This window comes from Lutispora thermophila DSM 19022 (assembly GCF_900142105.1).
GTDB classification, from domain to species: Bacteria; Bacillota; Clostridia; order Lutisporales; family Lutisporaceae; genus Lutispora; species Lutispora thermophila.
This window is the reverse complement of sequence record NZ_FQZS01000010.1, coordinates 25993-48363: the sequence shown is the minus strand read 5'-3', so window position 1 is coordinate 48363 and position 22371 is coordinate 25993. Positions and strand designations below refer to the sequence as shown.

The following is a 22371-nucleotide window of genomic DNA, read 5'->3' as shown; positions in this document are numbered from 1 at the left end:
ATAGCTTAATTCCTCTGATGGAGACAATTAATTTCATTTTTTAATAATCATCCGACGGGTCACAATCAGGCATGCAGTCTGAGCCATAATCAGGTCCACATGGCGTTGGATCGCATTCTTGCATCTGTTCAACTGGCGAACAACCAACAAATACAGGGTCGCAGTCAGGAAAACACATTGTAATTTGCTCATAAGTTTTTACTTCTTTTGTTAATAATTCTAGCATTGTAATCCTCTCTTTCTGATTGTTTTGTTCATAAAAAGCAATATTTTGCTTTGTTACAGTTATAGTTTGTAAATAAAAAATTCCATAATAATTTTAACTTTTAGTTTTAGCCATTTTCTAATCTTATAAAACACATTAATTAGCATATTTTCCTTTGTTAATTTAGTATAATTATACTCTCTAATATTAATACTTTAGATTTGTTTTAAGCCTATCTTAATCTCATTTAAATTGCTCTTTACTATTTGGGTATTTTTGATTCACAAGGTACATCTACCTGACATTTTCCACAACCATACCTAGGCTTAAATATTTCAGCTGTCTGGTCTAGAAATTTAGAACATAAAACATGATCTTTTCCCTTTTCTATGGATATTGCTCCTGCTGGGCAATTTTCTGCACATTTACCACACTCAGAACAGTATTCATATATATCTTCATACCCTCTTTTATCAGGTGCTAGATACAGTTCCGTGATGACACTACCAAATCTTCCAGCCATTCCTCTTTGTGTTATAAGCCCTTTAGAAAGGCCGAATGTTCCAAGTCCACATATAAATGCTGCATGTCTTTCAGACCAATTACTTGTAAATTTTGCCACATGATTGGCACGGCCAGTATTTGACCAAAATCTCTCATCTAAACTAGGTACAACAGCATTATATCCTGCATTTATTAATTCAGACTTTAATTTCATGCACAACTTATTCATCAAAATCTGACCTTCAACACGTCCATGTAGCCATTCTTCGGAAGGCCATGACATATCCCTTTTGTTACCATTTTTAATTTCTTCACTAAACGGTAGAAAAAATGATATGACTGTTTTCGCTCCTGGCAACCATTCTTTTGGAAGTAGGAAGTGTTCTCCTATTGCCGCCGGCTGTTTTAGTTGTGTAAAACACTCATCATCCGCAGAACCAAATGCAAAAATGGGAGCATCGAATATCTTCATTCCCACAACATTATCCGAAATTGCTATTTCCTTTGATATGTAATTTTCTTGTGAATGCTCAATAAAGTCTTTTGCAATTTTTATTAAAAATTCTTTTTCCATTAGTTTCATTCCCCCATTTTATGTTTTATTGATAAGTTAAAGCCTCCGACCATTACTAATAAAATCTAATTATCAAGGCTCTTCTTTATTAAGATAATTATAATATTTTTCTCATACATAAGCTACATAAAAAAGTATTGCCCCTTAATGCTAAGTGACAATACTTTTCTTAATTTGCTTATACTGGTAAACATAGCACCCTATGAGTTTAGTCTCTGTTGCTTATAGCTGCCTGAGCTGCTGCAAGTCTCGCTATAGGCACCCTATAAGGTGAACAGGATACATAATCCAATCCGAGCATATGGCAGAACTCAACAGATGAAGGCTCTCCCCCATGCTCACCGCAAATGCCTAGTTTTATGTTGGTTCTTTCTCCTCTTCCCAGTTCCACAGCCATCTTCATCAGCTTACCAACGCCCTTTCTATCAATGGCCTGGAAAGGATCCTTATCAAAAATCTTTTTGTCATAGTATTCCTTCAGGAATTTTCCTGCATCATCTCTTGAGAAACCATAAGTCATTTGTGTAAGGTCATTTGTACCGAACGAGAAAAATTCTGCTTCCTTAGCTATTTCGTCAGCAACCAAAGTAGCCCTTGGTATTTCAATCATTGTTCCATATAGATATTTTAATTCCACACCAGATTCTTCTATTATATCATCAGCAACTTTAACCACAATATTCTTGATATAAGCCAGCTCTTTTACATCTCCTATTAGAGGTATCATTATTTCAGGTTTAACATCTATACCTTTACTCTTTTTTACATGAATAGCAGCCTCAATAATCGCCCTGGTTTGCATTTCTGCTATTTCAGGATATGTGATGACAAGCCTACAGCCTCTATGACCCAACATTGGATTGAACTCTTTCAATTCTTCCACTCTTGCCCTTAGCTTATCATAATCTATCTTCATATCTGATGCTAACTTCTTTATGTCTTCCTGGCTTTGGGGCAGAAACTCATGTAATGGTGGATCCAGTAACCTTATGGTCACAGGTCTATCTCCCATTGCTTCAAAAATGCCAATAAAATCTTCCCGCTGCATGGGCAATATCTTTTCTAATGCTGCTTTTCTTTGCTCAAGGCTATCTGCTATAATCATTTCTCTTACAGCAGGAATTCTGCTCTCATCAAAAAACATGTGTTCCGTTCTGCATAGCCCAATACCTTCTGCTCCGAATTTTACAGCCTGAGCAGCATCCCTTGGCGTATCTGCGTTTGTCCTCACCTTAAGTCTTCTTATTTCGTCTGCCCATGCCATCAGCTTGCCAAAATGTCCGCTTAACTCAGGTTCATGTGTCTCTATTATACCTTCATAAACATTCCCTGTGCTTCCATCCAAGGATATATAATCCCCTTCATTGAAAGTTCTGCCATCAACTACGAACTTCTTGCTTTGTTCGTTTACCTTTATGCTTTCACAGCCTGCCACACAACATTTCCCCATTCCTCTTGCAACAACTGCAGCATGTGAAGTCATGCCACCTCTTGCAGTGAGTATACCTTGAGCCTCTATCATCCCTTCTATATCCTCAGGAGATGTTTCCTGTCTTACAAGTATAACCTTTTCTCCTTGTCTTGCAGCTTCTACCGCAGCTTCTGCAGTAAAATATATCTTACCACTGGCCGCTCCCGGTGAAGCAGGAAGCCCTTTAGCTAATGGCTTTATAGTTTTTAAAGCTTCTGCATCGAAGGTAGGATGCAACAATTGATCAAGCTGGTTCGGTTCTACCCTCATAATGGCCTCTTCTTTTGTTATCTTTCCTTCTTCCACCAAATCTACTGCAATTTTCACTGCTGCAAAAGCAGTTCTCTTGCCATTTCTGGTCTGGAGCATGTACAGCTTGCCCTTCTCTATGGTAAACTCTATATCCTGCATATCTTTATAATGATTCTCCAAAAGTTCTGCAACCTTCACAAACTGTTCATATACATCAGGCATTATTTCTTTTAGCTTTTCAATGCTTTGAGGAGTTCTTATTCCTGCAACAACATCTTCTCCCTGAGCATTTACAAGGAATTCACCAAAAAGCTTTTTCTCTCCTGTAGCAGGATTTCTTGTAAATGCAACACCGGTTCCGGAATCATCTCCCATGTTTCCAAATACCATTGATTGAACATTTACAGCTGTTCCCAAGTCATCAGGAATATTGTTCAGCTTTCTATATATTTTGGCTCTATCATTGTTCCAAGATCTGAAAACAGCTTTCACAGCTAAAACAAGCTGTGTTCTAGGGTCCTCGGGAAACTCGCTTCCAATTTCTTTTTTGAAAAGCTCTTTATACTGTTCAACTACTTCCTTCAAGGCTTCTGCATTTAAATCAGTATCATACTTTGCATTATACTTTTCTTTTATGTTTTCAAATATGGAGTCAAACTTATATTTTTCTATAGTCATAACTACATCGCCAAACATTTGAATAAATCTTCTATAGCTGTCATAAGCAAATCTCTCATTTCCCGTATTCCTATGTATAGCTTGTACAGTAACATCATTTAACCCCAAGTTCAGTATAGTATCCATCATACCAGGCATAGAAAATTTAGCACCGGATCTTACAGATACAAGCAAAGGTTTTTCCTTATCTCCAAACCTCTTTCCAACTTTATTTTCTAATTCTGATAACTTTTTAAAGATTTCATCGATTAATTCAGGCCATATTTCTTCATTTTTTTCATAATACATATTACATGCTTCAGTTGTTATAGTAAAACCCGGTGGCACCGGCAACCCTATGTTAGTCATTTCTGCAAGGTTTGCACCTTTGCCACCAAGTAGATCTTTCATCTCAGCTTTACCCTCGCTAAAGCTGTATACTAGTTTCTTCATTATTTATCCTCCTTCATTATCCTTAGTATAATGCTGGCAGTTTCCTCTATTGCTTTATTAGTTACATCAATGATTGGGCAGCCTATTTTTCTCATTATGCTCTCAGCATATTCCAACTCTTGCAGAATGCGATCCATATTTGCATAGTTGGCTTCAAAGCTTAACCCCAAGGCCTTAAGTCTTTCCTGTCTTATTACGTTTAACTTGTGTGGGCTTGAAGTAAGTCCAAATATTCTCTTGGACGGTATTTCAAATATTTCCTTTGGTGGCTCAACTTCCGGTAACAAAGGAATATTTGCAACCTTAAGGTTTTTATTGGCCAAGTACATGCTTAATGGAGTCTTAGAAGTTCGAGATACACCTAAAATCACTATATCTGCTTTCTTTATTCCCCTTGGATCTTTTCCATCATCATATTTTACTGCAAATTCAATGGCTTCAACCTTTTTAAAGTATTCTTCGTCCAGTTGCCTGATAATACCGGGTTTATACGTGGGCTTTGTGTTTGTTATATGGGAAATGGCTTCAATAACAGGTCCCATTATATCTACATATACAAGCCCTTGATCTTGTGCTTCTTTCTCAAGGTATTCCCTCAATTCAGGGATAACCATAGTATAAACAATAATACTATTATGTTTTTTTGCTTCGTTAATTATTTCCTTTATGGTCTGTTTTTCACTGACATAGGGTATTCTTCTGATATCGCATGCTGCACCTTCATATTGGGCTGCAGCAGCTCTGGTAACCTGATCCGCAGTTTCACCAATTGAATCTGATATGACATAGATTATTGATTTTTCATCCATTATCAAAAACCTCCTAATTTATCATTGCATAAATCATAAAAGAGTCTTGTAATATTTGTTTTCGATACCTTGCCTGTAATTTTAAAACCCGCTTTGCCATTTTCGCAGGTTATTGGTTCAACTACAGGAACACTATCTACTTCATGTTCTATTATCTTTGCTGCTGCGTCATATGCACTGTCTTCATCTCTTACAAATGCTATATTTGGCATTCTTGTCATTATTACTCCTACAGGTACCTTATGAATATCTGTATTGCCAATAGCTATCTTAAGGAAATCCTTTCTTGATACTACTCCAGTCAACATTCCTTTATTATGAACATATATTGTGCCTACATCTTCCAAAAATAGCGTAACAATTGCATCATATACGGTGGTATCTTCAGATACAACCACAGGAGTGGATTTAATGTTTTCTACCTTAAGATTCTTGATAAAATCGGATAAAATATTGTTAACGGGTTGACCTGAATAAAAATATCCCACCTTTGGTCTTGCTTCTAAATAGCCTGCCATCGTAAGTACTGTAAGGTCTGGCCTTAGGGCTGCCCTAGTCATGTTAAGCTTCTCAGCAATTTGCTCACTGGTTATAGGTTGATGTTTCTTCACTAATTCAATTATTTGATTCTGCCTCTTAGTCAGTTCTATAGGGTTCACCCTCTTCCATATCAATTTATGTTTTTATGCTTTATATGTGCTATACTATTACTAAAAATAATATAGCACATATATGTATATTATCACAATAAAAACTTGTCTTGCAATATAGAAAAACATAATATATACAATAATATTAAAGGATATGCACTTTTATACACAAATGCATACCCTTTAATTTATAATTATTTATTCACAACAATCAAAGATAAGTCTGCAAATCTCATCATCATATTCTCAATGGTCTTAAGCATTGCTAGCCTGTTTCGTCTTATACTCTGATCCTCTACCATAACCATGGTGTTGTCAAAGAAGTTATCTATAGGTCTTTTCATTAGCATTAAAGCTTTTAATGCATCATGGTATTCCTTTTTATCCATGGCTTCATTAAATATATTTTTTACATTCATATAAGAATCAAATAATTCTTTTTCAGCCTGCTCTGACAGAAGGATACTATCAATCTCCATAGTTTCTGCTTTTGAAGCCAGATTGCTAACCCTGTTGAATGAGGATGCTATAGCTAGGAAATCCACCTGATTCTTCCACTGCGACAACTCCTTAACCCTAAGCATCGCATCTTCTATATCAGTTAATCCCACATTAAGTACAGAATCAATAACATCGTATTCATAATTTCTATCCAGTAATACATTTTTTAGTCTTTGTTTGAAAAAGTCAATAACATCATCTATAACCTTAAATGGCTCTTCTTTAATTATTCCCTTTTCAACAAAAGGTGTAATGGCTTTTTGTACTAATTTCTTAATATCTAAGTGAATTTTCTTTTCAAGAATGATATTTATTATGCTTATGGCTTGACGTCTTAAAGCATAGGGGTCCTGTGAGCCTGTCGGCTGTATACCTATTGAGAAACAACCGGTTATGGTATCAATTCTATCGGCCATACCCACAATGGCTCCATATAGTGAGCTTGGCATATCATCTCCGGCATTTCTAGGCATATAATGCTCTTCGATAGCTTTTGCTACTTCTGGACTCTCTCCCTGAACCAAGGCATATTCTCTACCCATTATCCCCTGCAGCTCATCAAATTCTTTAACCATATTGGTAACTAAGTCAGCTTTTGCCAAATAAGCAGCTCTCTTTAACTCTTCTACTTCTTTTTCTTCCAGACCAAGTTCTTGAGCTATATAAATTGAGTTATTGATTATATTGACTGTCTTATCATAAATAGTACCAAGAGTCTCTTGGAAAACTACACTTTTTAACTTTTCTACACATTGATCCAAAGGCACTTTCTTATCTTCCTCATAGAAGAACTTCGCATCTGAGAGCCTTGCTCTCAAAACCTTTTCATTACCTTGCCTTACAATATCAATATAGCTGTCATCACCATTTCTTATGGTGATGAAATTACTCATCAGATTTCCTTTTTCATCTTCAACCGGGAAGTATCTCTGATGCTCTTTCATGGGGGTTATTATAACCTCTTTTGGCAGCTTGAGATAATCTTCTTCAAAGCTTCCCAACAATGCTGTCGGGTATTCTACCAGATATACTATCTCTTCTAGCAAATCATCGTCATGAATTATTTTTCCATTCTTCTCTTTTGCAATTTCCTCACACTGTTTTTTTATTATCTCTCTTCTCTCATTCTGGTCAACTATTACATAAGCCTTTCTCATTTTATCAAAGTATTCACTCGCATTGGTTATTTCGATATCACCCTCAGATAAAACTCTATGCCCTTTTGTGTACTTGCTGCATCTTATATCATCTTTATTAAATTCAACCAACTCATCACCAAAGATGGGCATAAGCCATCTGACAGGTCTGGCAAACCTGAAAGATTTATTTCCCCATTTCATTGATTTAGGGAAACTTATAGATACCAGTATGGAAGGCAGCAATACCTTCAATACTTCCTTTGTATCCATACCCTTAAGATGCTTTTTTCCGTAGATATATTCAGCCCCGGAAAGTTCTTTAATATATATATCTTTTATATCCAATCCATTGCCTTTAAGAAAGCCTAAAAGAGCTTTAGTCGGATTGCTGTCATTATCATATGCAGCTTTTTTTGAAGGTCCTTTTACTTCTGTTTCTAAATCTTCCTGTTTCTCAGCCATGTCTTTTACATATAACACAAGTCTCCTGGGAGTGCCATATGTTTCAAGGGAATCATATCCAATTCTATTTTCTAAAAAAACCCTTGTTGCATTCTCCTTTAATTGCTCCAATGTTCTATTCATGAACTTTGCAGGTATTTCTTCCGTACCTATCTCAAAAACCAAATCCTTAGCCACTTAATTCTCCTCCTTCTTATCTATCCAGATCCAATATCAACCTACTTTTTTAACAGTGGATATCCCATAGCTTCTCTTTGCTTCAAATAGGCTTGAGCTACCATTCTTGCCAAATTTCTTACTCTTGATATAAACCCTGTTCTTTCGGTAACACTTATTGCTCCTCTGGCATCCAATATGTTAAAAGTATGAGAACATTTTAATACATAATCATAGGCAGGAAGTATAAGCCCTTCTTCTATTATTCTTTTTGCTTCTGCTTCATAAGAATCGAAAAAGCTAAATAGCAACTTAGTATCAGCCAATTCAAAACTGTATTTTGAATGTTCCCATTCTGCCATCTTGAAGAAATCTCCATAGGTAACACCATCAACCCATTCAATGTCAAAAACATTATCCTTCTCTTGTATATACATGGCTATTCTCTCCAAGCCATAAGTGAGTTCTGCTGATTCCAGTTCACAATCAAAACCGCCTATTTGCTGGAAATATGTAAATTGGGTTATTTCCATACCATCCAGCCAAACTTCCCATCCTAATCCCCATGCTCCAAGAGTTGGTGCTTCCCAATTATCTTCAACAAATCTTATATCATGCTTCTTGGGATCTATTCCCAAAGCCATGAGGCTTCCTAAATATAAGTCCTGAACATTATCCGGAGAAGGTTTGAGTATTACCTGATATTGATGATGCTGATATACTCTGTTTGGATTTTCTCCATATCTGGCGTCTGCCGGCCTCCTGGAAGGTTCTACATATGCAATTCTCCATGGTTCAGGCCCTAAAGCTTTGAGGAATGTATAGGGGCTCATGGTTCCTGCTCCTTTTTCTACATCATAAGGCTGAGCTATTATACAGTTTTGCTTTGCCCAATAGTTTTGCAATGATAGAATTATCTCTTGAAAAGTCATTTTATATCCTCCCAACAATATTTTTTAAAAACAAAACCTTTCATCCCTGTAAGGGACGAAAGGTATACTTCCGCGGTTCCACCCTTATTGGTCAGCTAATGCCGCCCTCTTATCGCATTAGGCTCAAGAGCGCCTTCACTATAAATGAATGCTGATTCTCACCAACCATCAGCTCTCTTGAACTCATATTATAGCTACTCCTCTCTATCATAGCCTTAGTAACTTTTATAATTCTGTGTAATATAATCTAGCAAAACATGATTATTTTGTCAATAGGTTCTATGGCAGTTGAGTATCAATTTCAGGACAACAGCCATCACTTTCATCATTATTTGTATCAGGATTGTTAACGTTTGAAGCCTGATTTTCAGTTCTCAAATCATCTGTTAAATCCTTGACTTTATCAGCCACATTGGACACAGCATTATTGACCGCTTCAGTTACATTGACTGTTCCTTTGCTTTTTCTTTCTACTTCAATTGTACATTTAGTCATCAATGCGGCAGCAGTACCAATAGCAGCTATCTTCGGCATAACAAGGGCACTTATGGCTCCGGCTGTGACAGGAATATCCAGTATCACAACATCATCTTTCTTTATTCTGATTCTATTGATATTTCCTGTGTTGACTATGCTTTTTAACTTGTCTACAAGCTCATTACCCTTTACAGATATGGTCTCTGTCCAATTCTTGCTGTTTGACTCCTCAATATTTATTAAAGCATCAACTACGTTGCCGTTGGCAAGAGTCAGGGCTTCCCGGGCTTCTTTATAGGAAACGCCGGTTCTGTCTCTTATAATGTCTATCTTATCCAGCGTAATGTCCACTCCACATTCTCCTTTCATTGACGAGTAAAATATTCTTATTCGAAGCTTTTTATGCTGTTGATAAAATCCATGGACTTAAACTTTTTGTCCAAATGTTTTTCAACAAAAGCAATAATGATTTTATCTATCTCTATAAAAATATTATTATCAATTTTTATAGTATTTAATCTCGAAATAGGTGTGGACAATAAGCATCCAATTGTTTCCAAAGTTCCTTTGCTAACCTTTATTGCAGCCTTATCATGTTCTAAGCAAAGGCTGCATAAGGCTCCTCCCAAATCAACGCTGAATCTACTTAAATTTTCTTCTCGACCACAATTAACACATTTGGTAATCAATGGTCTAAATCCGCTTATATCCATTAACTTTATTTGGTATCCACAGGATAATATGCCTACTGGTATTTCATTTCTTGATAAGTAATATAAGGTTTTTGATAAAACAATAAACAACCTTTCACTTGGTATATCCTCATCTGTTACTGAATCAGCCAACTCGGCAAAATATACAGCATATGAGAGTTTTAAAAGATCCTTCCTTATGTCATAAAAGGATTCTCTTAACTCCCCTGAGCTTATATGGTAGAAATTTGATCCCTTATATAGTATTAGATCACTAAAAGCAAAAAGTTCGCTGCTTGGCAAAAGACTGCTTTTTGGTCTTCTACAGCCTTTGGATACTGCTTTTATTTTTCCCTTATCTCTTGTTAAAATTGTAAGTATTCTATCAGCTTCATTGATATCAGTATATTTTAAAACCAAACCTTGGGTCTTTAATATTGCCATAATACACCTCTAATTAAAACCTAGGGCTTTAAGAGCTGATAAGTTATCCCTCCAGTCCCTCTTTACCTTAACCCAAAGCTGGAGATTCACTTGGCAATTCAACAGATTTTCTATATCAACCCTTGCTCTGCTTCCAATAGCTTTGAGCATAGATCCTTGCTTTCCTATGATAATTCTCTTATGAGATTCCTTTTCGCAATATATTGTTGCTTCAATATCTATAATGTCTTTATTTTCTCTTTCTTTCATGGAAGTCACTTCTACTGCGGTACCATGAGGTATTTCTTCCTTAGTAAGAAGCAATATCTTTTCCCTTATATACTCGGCAACAATGAATTTTTCTGGAACATCTGTTATAATATCTGGAGGGAAATACATCGGACCTTCAGGAAGATATTTAACTATTTCATTTATAAGATTATCTGTATTATTTCCTAATTTAGCAGATATAGGTACGATGCTGTCAAATATATTTTCATATAGTGTTATTTTTGCCAGAACACCCTCTAGTTCTTGCTTTGATATTTTATCAATTTTGTTCAATGCCAGTATCTTTCTAGTCTTTAAATTCTTTACCGCATCAAATACATATATGTCTCCACTGCCTATATGTGTTGAACAATCAATTAGAACAACAACAACATCAACACCCTTCAAGGATTGAACCGCTGAAGTTACCATATACTCACCTAATTTATGTTTCGGTTTGTGAATCCCAGGAGTATCTAAGAATACAATTTGATAATCTTCATGAGTTAGTATGGTCCTTATAGTATTTCTAGTAGTCTGAGGCTTATCAGATATAATATTTATCCTCTCACCCATGAATGTATTTATGAGAGTGGACTTACCAACATTTGGCCTTCCTATTATTGATACAAAACCAGATTTAAAGTTTCCATCCAAATCAACTACCCCCTTCTACTTTGGGTTCAAATTCAGTAAATGCATGTGGTAGGAGTTCATATAGTTTATAAGTTTCAATCTTATTGTCGTCTGTAAATATGAGTTTCAAATCCAAGCCGAATTCAGACATGAATTGTCTGCATATGCCACAAGGATATGCAATCTCTTTGCCACTGCTCACTATGGCAATGGCCTCAAAATCTCTTTCACCTTCTGAAATGGCTTTTGTGAAAGCAACTCTTTCTGCACATATTGTTGCACCATATGAAGCATTTTCAACATTGCATCCTGTATATATCTTTCCTGACTTTGCTAACAACGCTGCTCCTACTTTAAAATTTGAATATTTTACATAAGCTTTTTCTCTAGCTTCTTTGGCCTTCTCAATCAATAAATCATAGTCCATATAATCACTCTCCAAATTCGATTTTAGTATTATTCGATACTACTTGAATCCATGTATTCCCTTTATTTAGTGTTATTTCTTCTCCATTTAGATTGTTATATGTAGTTTTTCCGTTTCTGCTGGATTTGCTCCATTCTATTTCTACTAGTTTGCCACCAGTCAGCAAATATCCTCTACCCTTGCCTATATTGCTTAATTCTAATCTGCCTGCCTTATCTAATACCTTTACTCCTACTTTTTCAATTATTATGTTTGTGGCCTTAATCTCCTTCAAAGACTCTTTATCCTTCATATTATCGCCGTTTATCTGACGATAATATACTCTTTCATCGTTATTATATATGTATGATATCTTATAATTTTTATCATAGTTAATTACAACTTTCTGGCCGTTTCCTCCATCAGGAGCTAAAAACTCATTGCTAAACTTAAAATATTTAGGTGCCGAATCTCTTTCCAGGTTTTTTTTCTGAGCCACTTCTCTTATAAGTTTTGTACTGGTGTACAAATTATGCGGCATCTTCCTGTCTTTTGATCTCCAATAGGCAGGTGTGCCTGACAAATCATCAAATGCATCCACCTTTAAACTCTTAATATCCTTCAATGCTTGAGGACTTCCTCCACAGTGAACATATATTGCATCAAATTCAAGAGCTTTATCGATAAAGTATGGCCTTGCACTTCTCACAGGACCTATTTTTTCTGTTGGTGTATGATGATAGACTGCCATATATCTGGTTATATTACCTTCTACAGGCATTTCATATACAATGTCTGCTTCTCCTATGCCTGATTGGGGTCTGGCACTTTTTTCGTTATCAATCATAACAGCCACCGGCCTATATTTTATATCATCTTCATTTTCTACTCCTATACCTGTAAGAGGACATATATATTTATTGACAGAATCTATTTCTGTACCAGTTTCTTCACTAGTTTCTTCCACATTTATAGCTTCTTCATTTTCTTCAGTCCCTTTTTTAGGTTGACACCCAGATACCAAAATTACAATAATAGTCATTGTTATCAATAATAGTTTCCATGATGTTTTCATCGCGACCCCTCTTCCTAATAAAATTAATATATTTTTTATCTTTTTATATTTAATACATTTAGTATTTCATCTTGCTTTTGAAACATTATTTTCTCATCCTCAGCATTAAGATGATCATAGCCTAACAAATGAAGCATTCCATGGACTAATAGGAAGGCTATCTCTCTTTCCTGACTATGTCCATATTCCTTAGCTTGCTCTATCGCTTTCTCAGTGGATATCACTATATCTCCCAACGGCATTTCCGCATCTATATATTCTTCATCACTCAAAATCTCATCATCACTTACTTCTTCATCATATTCCAGCATGGGAAAAGATAAGACATCTGTAGGCGCGTCTATGTTTCTATACTCCTTGTTTAATGTCTGAATCTCCTTATTGTCTACAAAAGATATGCTAACCTCAAAATCTTCATCCCATTTTTCATAATCCAAAACAGCTTTTACAATTTTCTCAACAAATGCTTTCACGTCATGAGAAATTACCATTATATCCTGCCTATTATCAATTAATACTGCCAATCTACCCTCTCCTTTGTCACATATCATTTTTCTTCATACTTAATTTCATATATATCCAAGGACTTAAGTCCCCGTGATATGTCCCTTGTCTTATTATTTTTATTGTTGTTCTATTTCTTTAAGATTTTCAGGATATTCTATTCTTTCATGAAATATACCTTCAAGTACTTTCACAAAAGCATTAATTATGTTTTCTATATCTTTCAAAGTCAGATTACATTCACTTAGCTGATTATCATTTATTTTGTCAAAAACGATCTTCCTTACTCCCTTTTCAACATCTTCCTTTGTAGGCTCACTCAAAGATCTGATAAAAGCTTCAACAGAATCTGCCAGCATGACAATTGCGGCTTCCTTTGATTGAGGTTTCAATAAAGGATATCTAAATTTCTCTTCTTCTACAGCTTCTTCTCCCTTAGCTTTAAGTGCTTTGTGATAAAAATAAGCTACTAATGTATTTCCATGGTGTTGACTTATTATATCAATTACTTTTGACGGAAGCTTGCTTTTCTTTGCAATTTCTACTCCATCCTTTACATGGGATATTATTATTGAAGCGCTCAGATTAGGCGAAATTTTATCATGAGGATTGTCCTGAGTAAGCTGATTTTCTTTAAAAAAGTAAGGTCTTTTCAATTTACCTATATCATGGTAATAGGAACCTGCCCTACATAAAAGAGCATTTGCTCCCACCTCTTCTGCAGCAGCTTCAGATAGATTCCCAACCAAAACTGAATGATAATAAGTTCCTGGTGTTTCTATCATAAGCCTTCTTAGAAGAGATTGATTTGGATTTGTCAATTCCAATAACTTTGCAGGTGTTATTATATCAAAAGCAAATTCGAAGAAAGGTAATAAGCCTATTGTAAGTACTGATGTAAAAATTCCCCCAACAATGCCATAGGTAATATCATAAATAAAGTATTTGATTTCAATGTTATTAATCATTCCAAAGCTTATAATGGATATGACATTAATCAATGCAGAAGCTATCCCCGCATATATAACCATGCTCCTATGATGAGTTTTTGAAACCATTATGGAACCCAATATTCCAGACAACATCAAAGCTATCATCAGAGTTATATTAAACTCCGTTAAGAAACCCATTATAATAACCATTACAATGTTTGTTACGATAGCTATTCTGGTGTCCACAAGAATTGTTAAAATAAATGCGCAGGCAGGCACAGGCATCATATAGTGAGAAATTGATCTTGTACCAACTGCAATTATGAGGTTTATGACAATATTGATGCAAACAAGCATTAATAAGGAATTGCTTGTCCACACATTGGGGCATATGATCCAAACATAAAGACAAAATACTATCATAGTCACCAATAAAATGGAACCATATGAAAAGCCGATTCTCATATCATTGCTGTTTACATCTTTAAGAAGTCCATATGCTCTTAAAAGTTGTATCTGCTGTTCGTTGACCTCTTGCCCTTTGCTTACTATTCTTGTACCTTTTTTAATCAAAATCTCTTCGATATTTGCTTTTGCTTCTTCTCTCCTGATCTCTGTTTCTACTTCATCATATAAAAGATTTGGTTTTATTATTGATACAGCAATTTGAGCAGCTACACCGTTAAGCTTGTTCTGCTTTGGTAGCTTGGAAAAAAACTCTACTATTTCTCCTCTTTTGCTGTCCATTTGCTCTTCACTTAATCTTTCATTTAATATTTGATTTATTAAATACTTTATATTTTCCTTAGTCTGGGTGAAATCCTGATTTGAAGCATTCAGAAGTAGTTCATAAGATACCTTGTCCAACTTAATAACATTGCTATTCTCTATATTTAACACTTTCTCTTCCATAGTAAGTTCTTCATTGCTTCTAAGCTCATCCAATTGATGAAAAAGATGATCAATAGTTTTTTCTAGTTCTATTTGCACAGTAAGGTCAACCTTATATATAGGCTGAACTTTATCAGCTGCTTCTTTACGCAGCATCTCTGTGGCAGCTTTATCAACCATGTTAGCAGGTGCATCAATATCTACAGCAGCAATATCTCCTACACTTAAACTGTACTTTTTTGGCGCTGCGGTTATCATCAGCACAGCATACATGATTAAAAACACAGATATTAATATTGAATATCTTATAAATCTAGACTTTTTACCCTTTTCCATATGATACCCCCGTGCCTGCTAATCAAACAACTGGATTTGTGCTGCATTCTCCTCTTCGTACTTCTCATAAGCTTTAATAATATGTTGTACCAATCTATGCCTAACAACATCTTTTTCACTCAGATGTATAAACCCAATCCCATTTATATTCTTTAATATTTCCTCTACTTGCTTCAATCCTGAAAATTTTCCACGAGGTAAATCTATCTGAGTAACATCGCCAGTTATTATTGCCTTAGAACCAAATCCTAATCTTGTCAGAAACATTTTCATCTGTTCAGGCGTGGTGTTTTGAGCTTCATCCAATATAATATAAGAGTCGTCCAAGGTTCTCCCCCTCATGTATGCCAAAGGTGCCACTTCAATTAAACCCTTTTCCATGTTCCTTTGGAAATTTTCTGCACCCATAATATCATACAATGCGTCATATAGAGGTCTTAAATATGGATCAACTTTATCCTGAAGATCACCAGGAAGAAATCCTAGCTTTTCCCCTGCTTCTACAGCAGGTCTTGTAAGTATAATTCTGTTGACTTCTTTATTCTTAAAAGCTTTAATCGCCATTGCCATTGCAAGGTATGTCTTGCCGGTTCCCGCAGGTCCTATTGCAAAAACTACCTCATTTTTCTTTATTGCGTCAATATATTTCCTTTGTCCAATAGTTTTCGCTCTTATAACTTTTCCTCTTGCTGTGGTAATAATTACCTCGCTAAGTTCATCGGTATTCTTATCCTCTCCATCCCTTACTAATCTTATTGCATAATCTACTGCATGACCGCTTATTGATCCTTCGTTATCAAGCTTCTGCATCAACATTTCTATAACTCGTTTTGCCATTGCGGTATCGTCATCTTCTCCAATAATCCTCAGTTTGTCATCTCTGAGTATAATATCTACATTAAACTCATTTTGGATCAATATAAGATTTTGATCATAATCTCCAAAAAGCATCCTTGTTTTATCCATATCTATAAGTATAACCTTTTCATCAGAAGTGTCATTTATCAAATTATACTCCTCCTACTTAAGTAAAATCTAGTCTATTTTAACTTTAACACCAATATCCTCCATAACCTCCACATATATTTTACCGATTAGGGAATTATCATTGGTGAAATATTCTATTCTATTATTTAGCACTATCGCATTTTCAGGAATCTGAAGTTTTATTCTTGCATTTAACCTTTTTTCACATATAGCTTTTGCTTCTTCTTCATCTATTATTTTTGTAACAGAAACCAGCTCTTCATATCTAGTAATAATGAGTTTAATTGGAAAAACATAACTACCAAAATTAAATAAGTAAATTTCCCTGCTACTTTTATTATAATTCTCAAAAGGTATTTTCTTATTCCTTTCCAATTTTCTATTGATTATTTCCATTGAATAGGTACGAAAAGTTCTGCCCGTCTTTTTATACTTTATCTGTCGATATGGTATCTCCTCCACATCTTCATACCATGTTCTTGCGTGGACTTCCGCCATAGAATGGACATAACGCTCAGAAATATTATCTCTTATTATTGTTCCTGACACTAATATTTGTCCTTTCTTTACAGTGTCTCCATCCTTTACCATACCATCGCCATTTAATACAAGAATCTTATCTATAACACCGTCTTTTGATGCTATTATATCACAGGGTTCATCTCTATCAATAAGCTGTGGCTCAGGTTTTTTTTCTACCACTGTAATAAATGCTTTAGTTCCCTTTATCTGTATCCCCATCCATGTCAAATCAGGCATTCTTATAAGCATCCTGTTTTCAATCTCTCTCTTGTTTATCTTGTTCTTTTTTGCGCCTACTTTTAAACCTTCAAGGCTGAGATTATCTATAATCGCTTGTTCATCAATTCTTGCCAACCCTTCGATTTCAATCATCCATATATAGGAGCTCAATATGTATATAAAGACTAACAAAGCCCCCAGACCCAAGAAAAACCATTTTCTTCTTTTCATAATCTTTATTTTGAAGGGCATACCGCATTTTTCTATTATTTGAATATTACTATCGGTTTTTCTAACAATAGATCTAAGCTTGAAAAAGTCTTTTATGTTTATCTTTGCCTTAATTGTGGTATAGTCAATTTTTTCGATATCCCAAAGATAAATGCCATTTACTACAGCAAGGTTGATAAATCTTTCTATCCTTATGCCTTTTACAATTATGATAGCATATCCACAAAAATAATTCCATAATCTCAATATAAACACAGTCTCACCTCATCAATAGCCAATATTGCTTATTTTCCCTATAATAATTATCTCTTCCTGTATTATTGACTTTATAGTTAACCCTTCTCCCAGAATGGTCAATATACCGCATGTTGTATTTATTCTGATCTGGTTATCATTATAGCTAATAATTCCTTTATGGTTTTCAACTGTGATGCTATCCTTACCCAGTATTGTGACTTTGGGAATATCCAATGTAATATCCTTAGGCAATTCAAGAGCATCGGATATCTTTTCTTTTATCTTATAAGACTTTGTTTTCATAACATACACCTCATAATAAATTTATGATAATGCAAACTCTTTAGAACAAAAAACGCATGAGTTTCCACTCATGCGTCAAATGCAATATTTATTTTTTTCTTAATGCTACAGGTTTACCAAGAACTTCCGTCATAACTATAGCCCTTTGTAAATCAGATAACCCAATATCCAGAATTTCATCATCATAAATATCATCAGCTTCTTCATGTATGATATTGTCTACTCCAATTTTATACATATCTGACTTTTCGTTAGTATAACCTAGACTATAGTTAACGGCAGCCTTTTGCTTAGGCTTAACAGAAGCTTTTTCTCTGCTATTTTTATTATCATTGCCATTTTTATCAATAACTGTTCTATTAGCTACAGGTTTTACTATCTTCTTTTTCTGACTGTTTTTGTTTTTACCGCTAAAAACACCAGATAATGCAGCTATCAGTAGAGCAATAAATAAACCTTCCAATATTCTTCCCTGCCTTTGTATTAAATTCCGGATTGGGAATTTACTTTATTTTTTATCTTTGTTTATAATCTCATTCTTACCTGACTTGGATATGGATTCTCTCATCTGAGTATCTGCTTGTATGTTCTGCATATTTAGATAATCCATAACACTTATTTTTCCTTGTCTTAAGGCTTCTGCCATTGCTTTAGGCACTTCTGCTTCTGCTTCTACAACTTTTGCTCTCATTTCCTGTACAGCTGCTTTCATTTCCTGCTCTTTAGCTACTGCCATAGCTCTTCTTTCTTCTGCTTTTGCCTGTGCTATTCTCTTATCAGCTTCAGCTTGATCGGTTTGAAGCTGAGCGCCAATGTTCCTTCCTACATCCACATCTGCAATATCAATAGACAATATTTCAAAGGCTGTACCGGAATCCAAGCCCTTATTTAGCACTGTTCGTGAAATCAGATCAGGGTTTTCTAAAACCGCCTTGTGGCTTTCTGAGCTTCCTACAGTAGTAACAATACCCTCACCAACTCTTGCTATTATGGTTTCTTCACCGGCTCCACCAACCAGCCTGTCGATATTAGCTCTTACAGTGACTCTTGCTTTAGCTTTCACCTCAATTCCATCTTTAGCAACTGCTGCAACAATAGGTGTCTCTATAACCTTCGGATTAACGCTCATTTGAACAGCTTCCAAAACATCTCTTCCTGCCAAATCTATAGCTGCTGCTCTCTCAAAACTGAGGTCTATTTCAGCCCTTTGTGCAGCTATAAGTGCATTTACGACTCTATCGACATTTCCGCCCGCAAGATAATGGGCCTCTAACTGATTTACAGATACACCCAAACCAGCCTTTCTGGCTTTTATCAATGGGTTTATAATCCTGCTTGGAACTACTCTTCTAAGTCTCATACCAACTAAAGTGAATATTCCAACATTAACTCCTGCCGCTAATGATGATATCCATAAACCTAGAGGTACAAAACTGAAAAATATGGTTATAGCCAAAATAACAACAAACAAAATTAAGATTGGGATAATAAATTCCATTAAATCTCCTCCTCACACTTTTTCACAATAATTTTCATGCCATCAACTTCAGTTACGATAATTCTGGATCCTTTCTGTATAAAATCGCCTTGAGATTGAACGTTAACCCTCTCTCCTTCAATTATAGCTACACCTGAAGGTCTTAAAGGAGTATCTGCCACTCCTATTTTGCCTATATATGATAACTCTTTTTTTGAGCTTGTATAACCAGATTCTTTCTTTTGCTCATCATCTAGTATAATAAACTTTAAATATTTACTGCCATATCCAAGCTTATACAAAACTACAAGTATTGTCACAAATACCGCTATTGTAGCTATTACCAACAGTATAGCTTCATACAAACTTGAAGTTATCAATGCAATACTGATAACAACACAGATGGTTCCAGTTATTCCTGCTACTCCAAAGCCCGGCATCAGACCTTCCACAGTCAATAGAAGCAAACCAAAAACATACAACACAATTGTAAGTATGTTCCAATCTCCAAGCACATTGTCAGCCTCCTTCCGCCCATTCAAAATATAGTAATCACTGCAGCATTCAATAACATTATACATTAATTACCTGGAATAATCTATAAATAATATATATTATTGTATCTACATTTATCATACTTTTTTCTCATATATTTTAGTTAGATGATAGTTAGATGATACTTATATATAAAATTACAAAACCTGAATGTAGCCGGACAAGATTTTTGGCAAAAATGGACAAGATTTTTGGCAAAAATTATACCACTTCTCAGAAGCATTTCCAAGGTTTCGCTCTCTTGTATCAACCGCCTCATAATGAGGCGATTCATGCAAAAGAGCGAGGTTATTGAAGACATCCAGGAGGGAGCAGCCGAGTGGCTATCCCTCCTTTTGTCTCGTCCGATTTAAGCGGTCTGTGTGCCTTCCACTTCAGCCGCCAGATACTCGGCCACCGGGACGATATACTCTTCGGGCAGGGATTCAATTTCTCTTTTCTCCCTTTTAACGAGTGCGGCGTATACGGGAATCATGTAATTCTTGATTGCTGCCATTATTGCCCACCTCCTTGTGTTAGTGTGTTGACACGTTCTTCAAGCGCGTCAATCCTTGCATTTAGTGCAAGAAATTCTTCAAATAGTCCGGCGACGGCCTCATAGAGGTCGATATTCAGCTCTTGAGCCTTTTCTACCTTTTCCCTTTTAATTTCAGAGAGAGGCTTTGGATTTAATAATTTAGGCATTATTCAAACGCACCTCCAAATCCAGTTATTGAGACTTCACCTTCATATCCCGGGTTTTTGATAATATGGAAGCGAATATTTACACCCCATTTAGTAGCCGTTTTCTCCGAGTTAATGAAGTTATAAACCCGGTTGATGAAGACCTGTGCCGTGATGTCTTCCCATGTTGGATTATCGTCGAAGGCGTTGTTACAAGCGTACACATGGGCCTCTGCACCTTCGATATTCCAAGTCGGAGTGACAAGGATTTTGGTTGCCATCTTATCGGTCTCAAATGGAGCCGGGAACTCAAACAAAATTTCGGTCTCATTCTTGCTAAAGTTAAAGACCCTAATCGCCGTTGCAAAATTGGCATCCACAGCCTCAATCTTGAGGGCATGGTTGCCATTTGTCAGCATGAGCCACTTTTCCTCTGTGAGGGTAATTGTAGCCTCGACACCGAGCTGCGCGATATATGTTCGGATAACTTCATCGTCAATTTTTTCTGTAACAATTACCTCATCACCCTCGACATCGTTTACGATGTATGTTTTTGAGAAGGCCCCTGTCTGTTGCCCGAGGTCAGTATCAACTCCCGAGATACTGGGCGCGGCGTTGACGCGCTTAAAAGTGAATGTCCTGTATGCTGTGCCTCCCTTACCGTCGCTGACCTCAATCCTAATAGTGTTGACCGAGTTAATTGCCAAACTAAAGAGCTTGTCGTTAGATATTTCGAGCGTGAGCGTCTCACCCTTCGGAGCATTGTTTATTGTTCTGAGTGTTTCAGTATTGAGCTTCTCAACAACCGTCAGAGTATCTCCGTCAGTATCGTTGACTGTGTACTCAATTTGAAAACCGAGGTTTTTATCTCCGAGGTTTTGGTCAGTTCCTGAGATGGTCGGAACTGCATTCACTCTTTGGAATGTCCATACTCTTGTAGCTGTGCCACCTTTGCCATCATTAACAGTTACAGATACGGTATGGGTACCGAGACTGAGACTTGTGACCGGGACATTGATGCTGTAATTTTGCCCTCTGATTGCATTTGTAAAGTTTTTTATCTGTGCGCCGTCAAGATATTCTGTAACCGTGAGCACATCAGTCGCATCTGCATCGTTGACCGAATAATTGATTACAAAGTCTGCATTTTTGTCCCCAAGATTTCGGTCTGTATCAGAAATCAGTGGGGCAGTGTTCAGCACTTCAAGGACGGGCCGCCAGCCGAAGTCGCCGCCGCCGCGAGACGACGCCGTGCTGCAGTACCAATAGCGGGCCGAATTGTAGCCGCGAATCGCACGGTTGGCGGTATTGCCTGTACAAGTCTCTTGACACCATGAATAAACGCCTGCCCAATGCCAAAAATCGCCGTGAGTGCTTGTATAGTCAGCCGTCACAAGATTAGAATCGAGGTCTGCTGAAGTAGGGGCAGGGAGTCCTGTAATGACCTCCTCGCGGGTGATAAATCTGTCCCATTCATTCGTAGCAGGAGAACCGCCGGAATAGCTGTCACTGCCACTCCTATAATTATTACCGCCCGTCAAGACTCTCAGCTTGTACTCAGCCCCGTCAATAGTGATGGTTTTGCCGAAAATACGGTTGTCGCCATTTAAGTCATCCCATGACACATTAACAAGGATGACCCTGTCGCAAATAAGGAGTGTCTTATCTCCGTCTTTGATTTTATGCCATTTAAGCTGATTCGCCTCGGCTGTCGGAGTGTTACCGATGACCCAGCTCGACATTGTGGTTAAGGTGCTAAAATCTGCAATG

The 22371-nt window shown here is 36.3% G+C and carries 23 protein-coding genes and 1 other annotated feature; all 23 genes read right to left on the bottom strand.

Annotated features, from left to right (window positions below; genetic code table 11):
- Positions 1–40: 40 nt before the first annotated feature.
- Complete coding sequence (locus tag BUB48_RS08285) at positions 41–226, bottom strand: hypothetical protein (RefSeq protein WP_073025777.1); 186 nt, start codon at positions 224–226, stop codon at positions 41–43.
- 241 nt (positions 227–467) lie between these two features.
- Positions 468–1283, bottom strand: coding sequence for a 4Fe-4S binding protein (locus BUB48_RS08280; protein WP_073025776.1), 816 nt, complete (start codon positions 1281–1283; stop codon positions 468–470).
- 208 nt (positions 1284–1491) lie between these two features.
- Complete coding sequence (ppdK, locus tag BUB48_RS08275) at positions 1492–4116, bottom strand: pyruvate, phosphate dikinase (protein ID WP_073025775.1); 2625 nt, start codon at positions 4114–4116, stop codon at positions 1492–1494.
- The gene (locus BUB48_RS08270) at positions 4116–4925 is read right to left on the bottom strand and encodes a pyruvate, water dikinase regulatory protein (protein WP_073025774.1); all 810 of its coding nucleotides are present in this window, start codon (positions 4923–4925) and stop codon (positions 4116–4118) included. Before BUB48_RS08270 ends, ppdK begins: the two co-directional genes overlap by 1 nt.
- 2 nt (positions 4926–4927) lie before the next feature.
- Positions 4928–5584, bottom strand: coding sequence for a helix-turn-helix transcriptional regulator (locus BUB48_RS08265; RefSeq protein WP_073025773.1), 657 nt, complete (start codon positions 5582–5584; stop codon positions 4928–4930).
- A gap of 185 nt (positions 5585–5769) precedes the next feature.
- Entirely contained in the window at positions 5770–7854 is a 2085-nt protein-coding gene (gene glyS / locus BUB48_RS08260) for a glycine--tRNA ligase subunit beta (RefSeq protein ID WP_073025772.1), read from the bottom strand.
- A 41-nt stretch (positions 7855–7895) separates the two neighbouring features.
- Positions 7896–8765 carry a glycine--tRNA ligase subunit alpha gene (gene glyQ, locus BUB48_RS08255; RefSeq protein ID WP_073025771.1) on the bottom strand — a complete coding sequence of 290 codons (870 nt, stop codon included), beginning with the start codon at positions 8763–8765 and terminating at the stop codon, positions 7896–7898.
- Positions 8766–8813: 48 nt separating this feature from the next.
- Positions 8814–8985, bottom strand: a binding site (T-box leader).
- 59 nt (positions 8986–9044) lie between these two features.
- Positions 9045–9593, bottom strand: a complete 549-nt coding sequence (locus BUB48_RS08250) for a DUF4342 domain-containing protein (protein WP_073025770.1) — start codon at positions 9591–9593, stop codon at positions 9045–9047.
- A gap of 35 nt (positions 9594–9628) precedes the next feature.
- The gene (gene recO / locus BUB48_RS08245; RefSeq protein ID WP_073025769.1) at positions 9629–10378 is read right to left on the bottom strand and encodes a DNA repair protein RecO; all 750 of its coding nucleotides are present in this window, start codon (positions 10376–10378) and stop codon (positions 9629–9631) included.
- A 9-nt stretch (positions 10379–10387) separates the two neighbouring features.
- Positions 10388–11284, bottom strand: coding sequence for a GTPase Era (era, locus tag BUB48_RS08240; protein ID WP_073025768.1), 897 nt, complete (start codon positions 11282–11284; stop codon positions 10388–10390).
- Between the two features lies 1 nt (position 11285).
- The gene (locus BUB48_RS08235; protein WP_073025767.1) at positions 11286–11690 is read right to left on the bottom strand and encodes a cytidine deaminase; all 405 of its coding nucleotides are present in this window, start codon (positions 11688–11690) and stop codon (positions 11286–11288) included.
- Between the two features lie 4 nt (positions 11691–11694).
- The gene (locus BUB48_RS08230) at positions 11695–12744 is read right to left on the bottom strand and encodes a DUF3048 domain-containing protein (protein WP_073025766.1); all 1050 of its coding nucleotides are present in this window, start codon (positions 12742–12744) and stop codon (positions 11695–11697) included.
- A gap of 35 nt (positions 12745–12779) precedes the next feature.
- Entirely contained in the window at positions 12780–13268 is a 489-nt protein-coding gene (ybeY, locus tag BUB48_RS08225; RefSeq protein WP_073025765.1) for an rRNA maturation RNase YbeY, read from the bottom strand.
- A gap of 99 nt (positions 13269–13367) precedes the next feature.
- Positions 13368–15407 (bottom strand): HD family phosphohydrolase, encoded by a 2040-nt coding sequence (locus tag BUB48_RS08220; protein ID WP_073025764.1) that lies wholly within the window; start codon positions 15405–15407, stop codon positions 13368–13370.
- A gap of 18 nt (positions 15408–15425) precedes the next feature.
- The gene (locus tag BUB48_RS08215; RefSeq protein ID WP_073025763.1) at positions 15426–16415 is read right to left on the bottom strand and encodes a PhoH family protein; all 990 of its coding nucleotides are present in this window, start codon (positions 16413–16415) and stop codon (positions 15426–15428) included.
- 27 nt (positions 16416–16442) lie between these two features.
- A complete protein-coding gene (gene yqfD / locus BUB48_RS08210) occupies positions 16443–17621 on the bottom strand; it encodes a sporulation protein YqfD (protein ID WP_073025762.1) in 1179 nt (392 codons plus the stop codon).
- Between the two features lie 12 nt (positions 17622–17633).
- The gene (gene yqfC / locus BUB48_RS08205; protein ID WP_073025761.1) at positions 17634–17906 is read right to left on the bottom strand and encodes a sporulation protein YqfC; all 273 of its coding nucleotides are present in this window, start codon (positions 17904–17906) and stop codon (positions 17634–17636) included.
- 88 nt (positions 17907–17994) lie between these two features.
- Entirely contained in the window at positions 17995–18369 is a 375-nt protein-coding gene (locus BUB48_RS08200; protein WP_073025760.1) for a hypothetical protein, read from the bottom strand.
- Positions 18370–18414: 45 nt separating this feature from the next.
- Complete coding sequence (gene floA, locus BUB48_RS08195; RefSeq protein ID WP_073025759.1) at positions 18415–19404, bottom strand: flotillin-like protein FloA; 990 nt, start codon at positions 19402–19404, stop codon at positions 18415–18417.
- Entirely contained in the window at positions 19404–19898 is a 495-nt protein-coding gene (locus BUB48_RS08190; protein ID WP_073025758.1) for an NfeD family protein, read from the bottom strand. The genes floA and BUB48_RS08190 overlap by 1 nt, the downstream gene beginning before the upstream one ends.
- A gap of 389 nt (positions 19899–20287) precedes the next feature.
- Positions 20288–20434: a CD1375 family protein gene (locus BUB48_RS18085; RefSeq protein WP_175548389.1), complete on the bottom strand. Its 147-nt coding sequence runs from the start codon at positions 20432–20434 to the stop codon at positions 20288–20290.
- The gene (locus BUB48_RS08185) at positions 20434–20622 is read right to left on the bottom strand and encodes a transcription factor (protein ID WP_073025757.1); all 189 of its coding nucleotides are present in this window, start codon (positions 20620–20622) and stop codon (positions 20434–20436) included. The genes BUB48_RS18085 and BUB48_RS08185 overlap by 1 nt, the downstream gene beginning before the upstream one ends.
- Positions 20622–22343, bottom strand: coding sequence for a hypothetical protein (locus BUB48_RS08180; RefSeq protein ID WP_073025841.1), 1722 nt, complete (start codon positions 22341–22343; stop codon positions 20622–20624). The genes BUB48_RS08185 and BUB48_RS08180 overlap by 1 nt, the downstream gene beginning before the upstream one ends.
- Positions 22344–22371 lie beyond the last annotated feature (28 nt).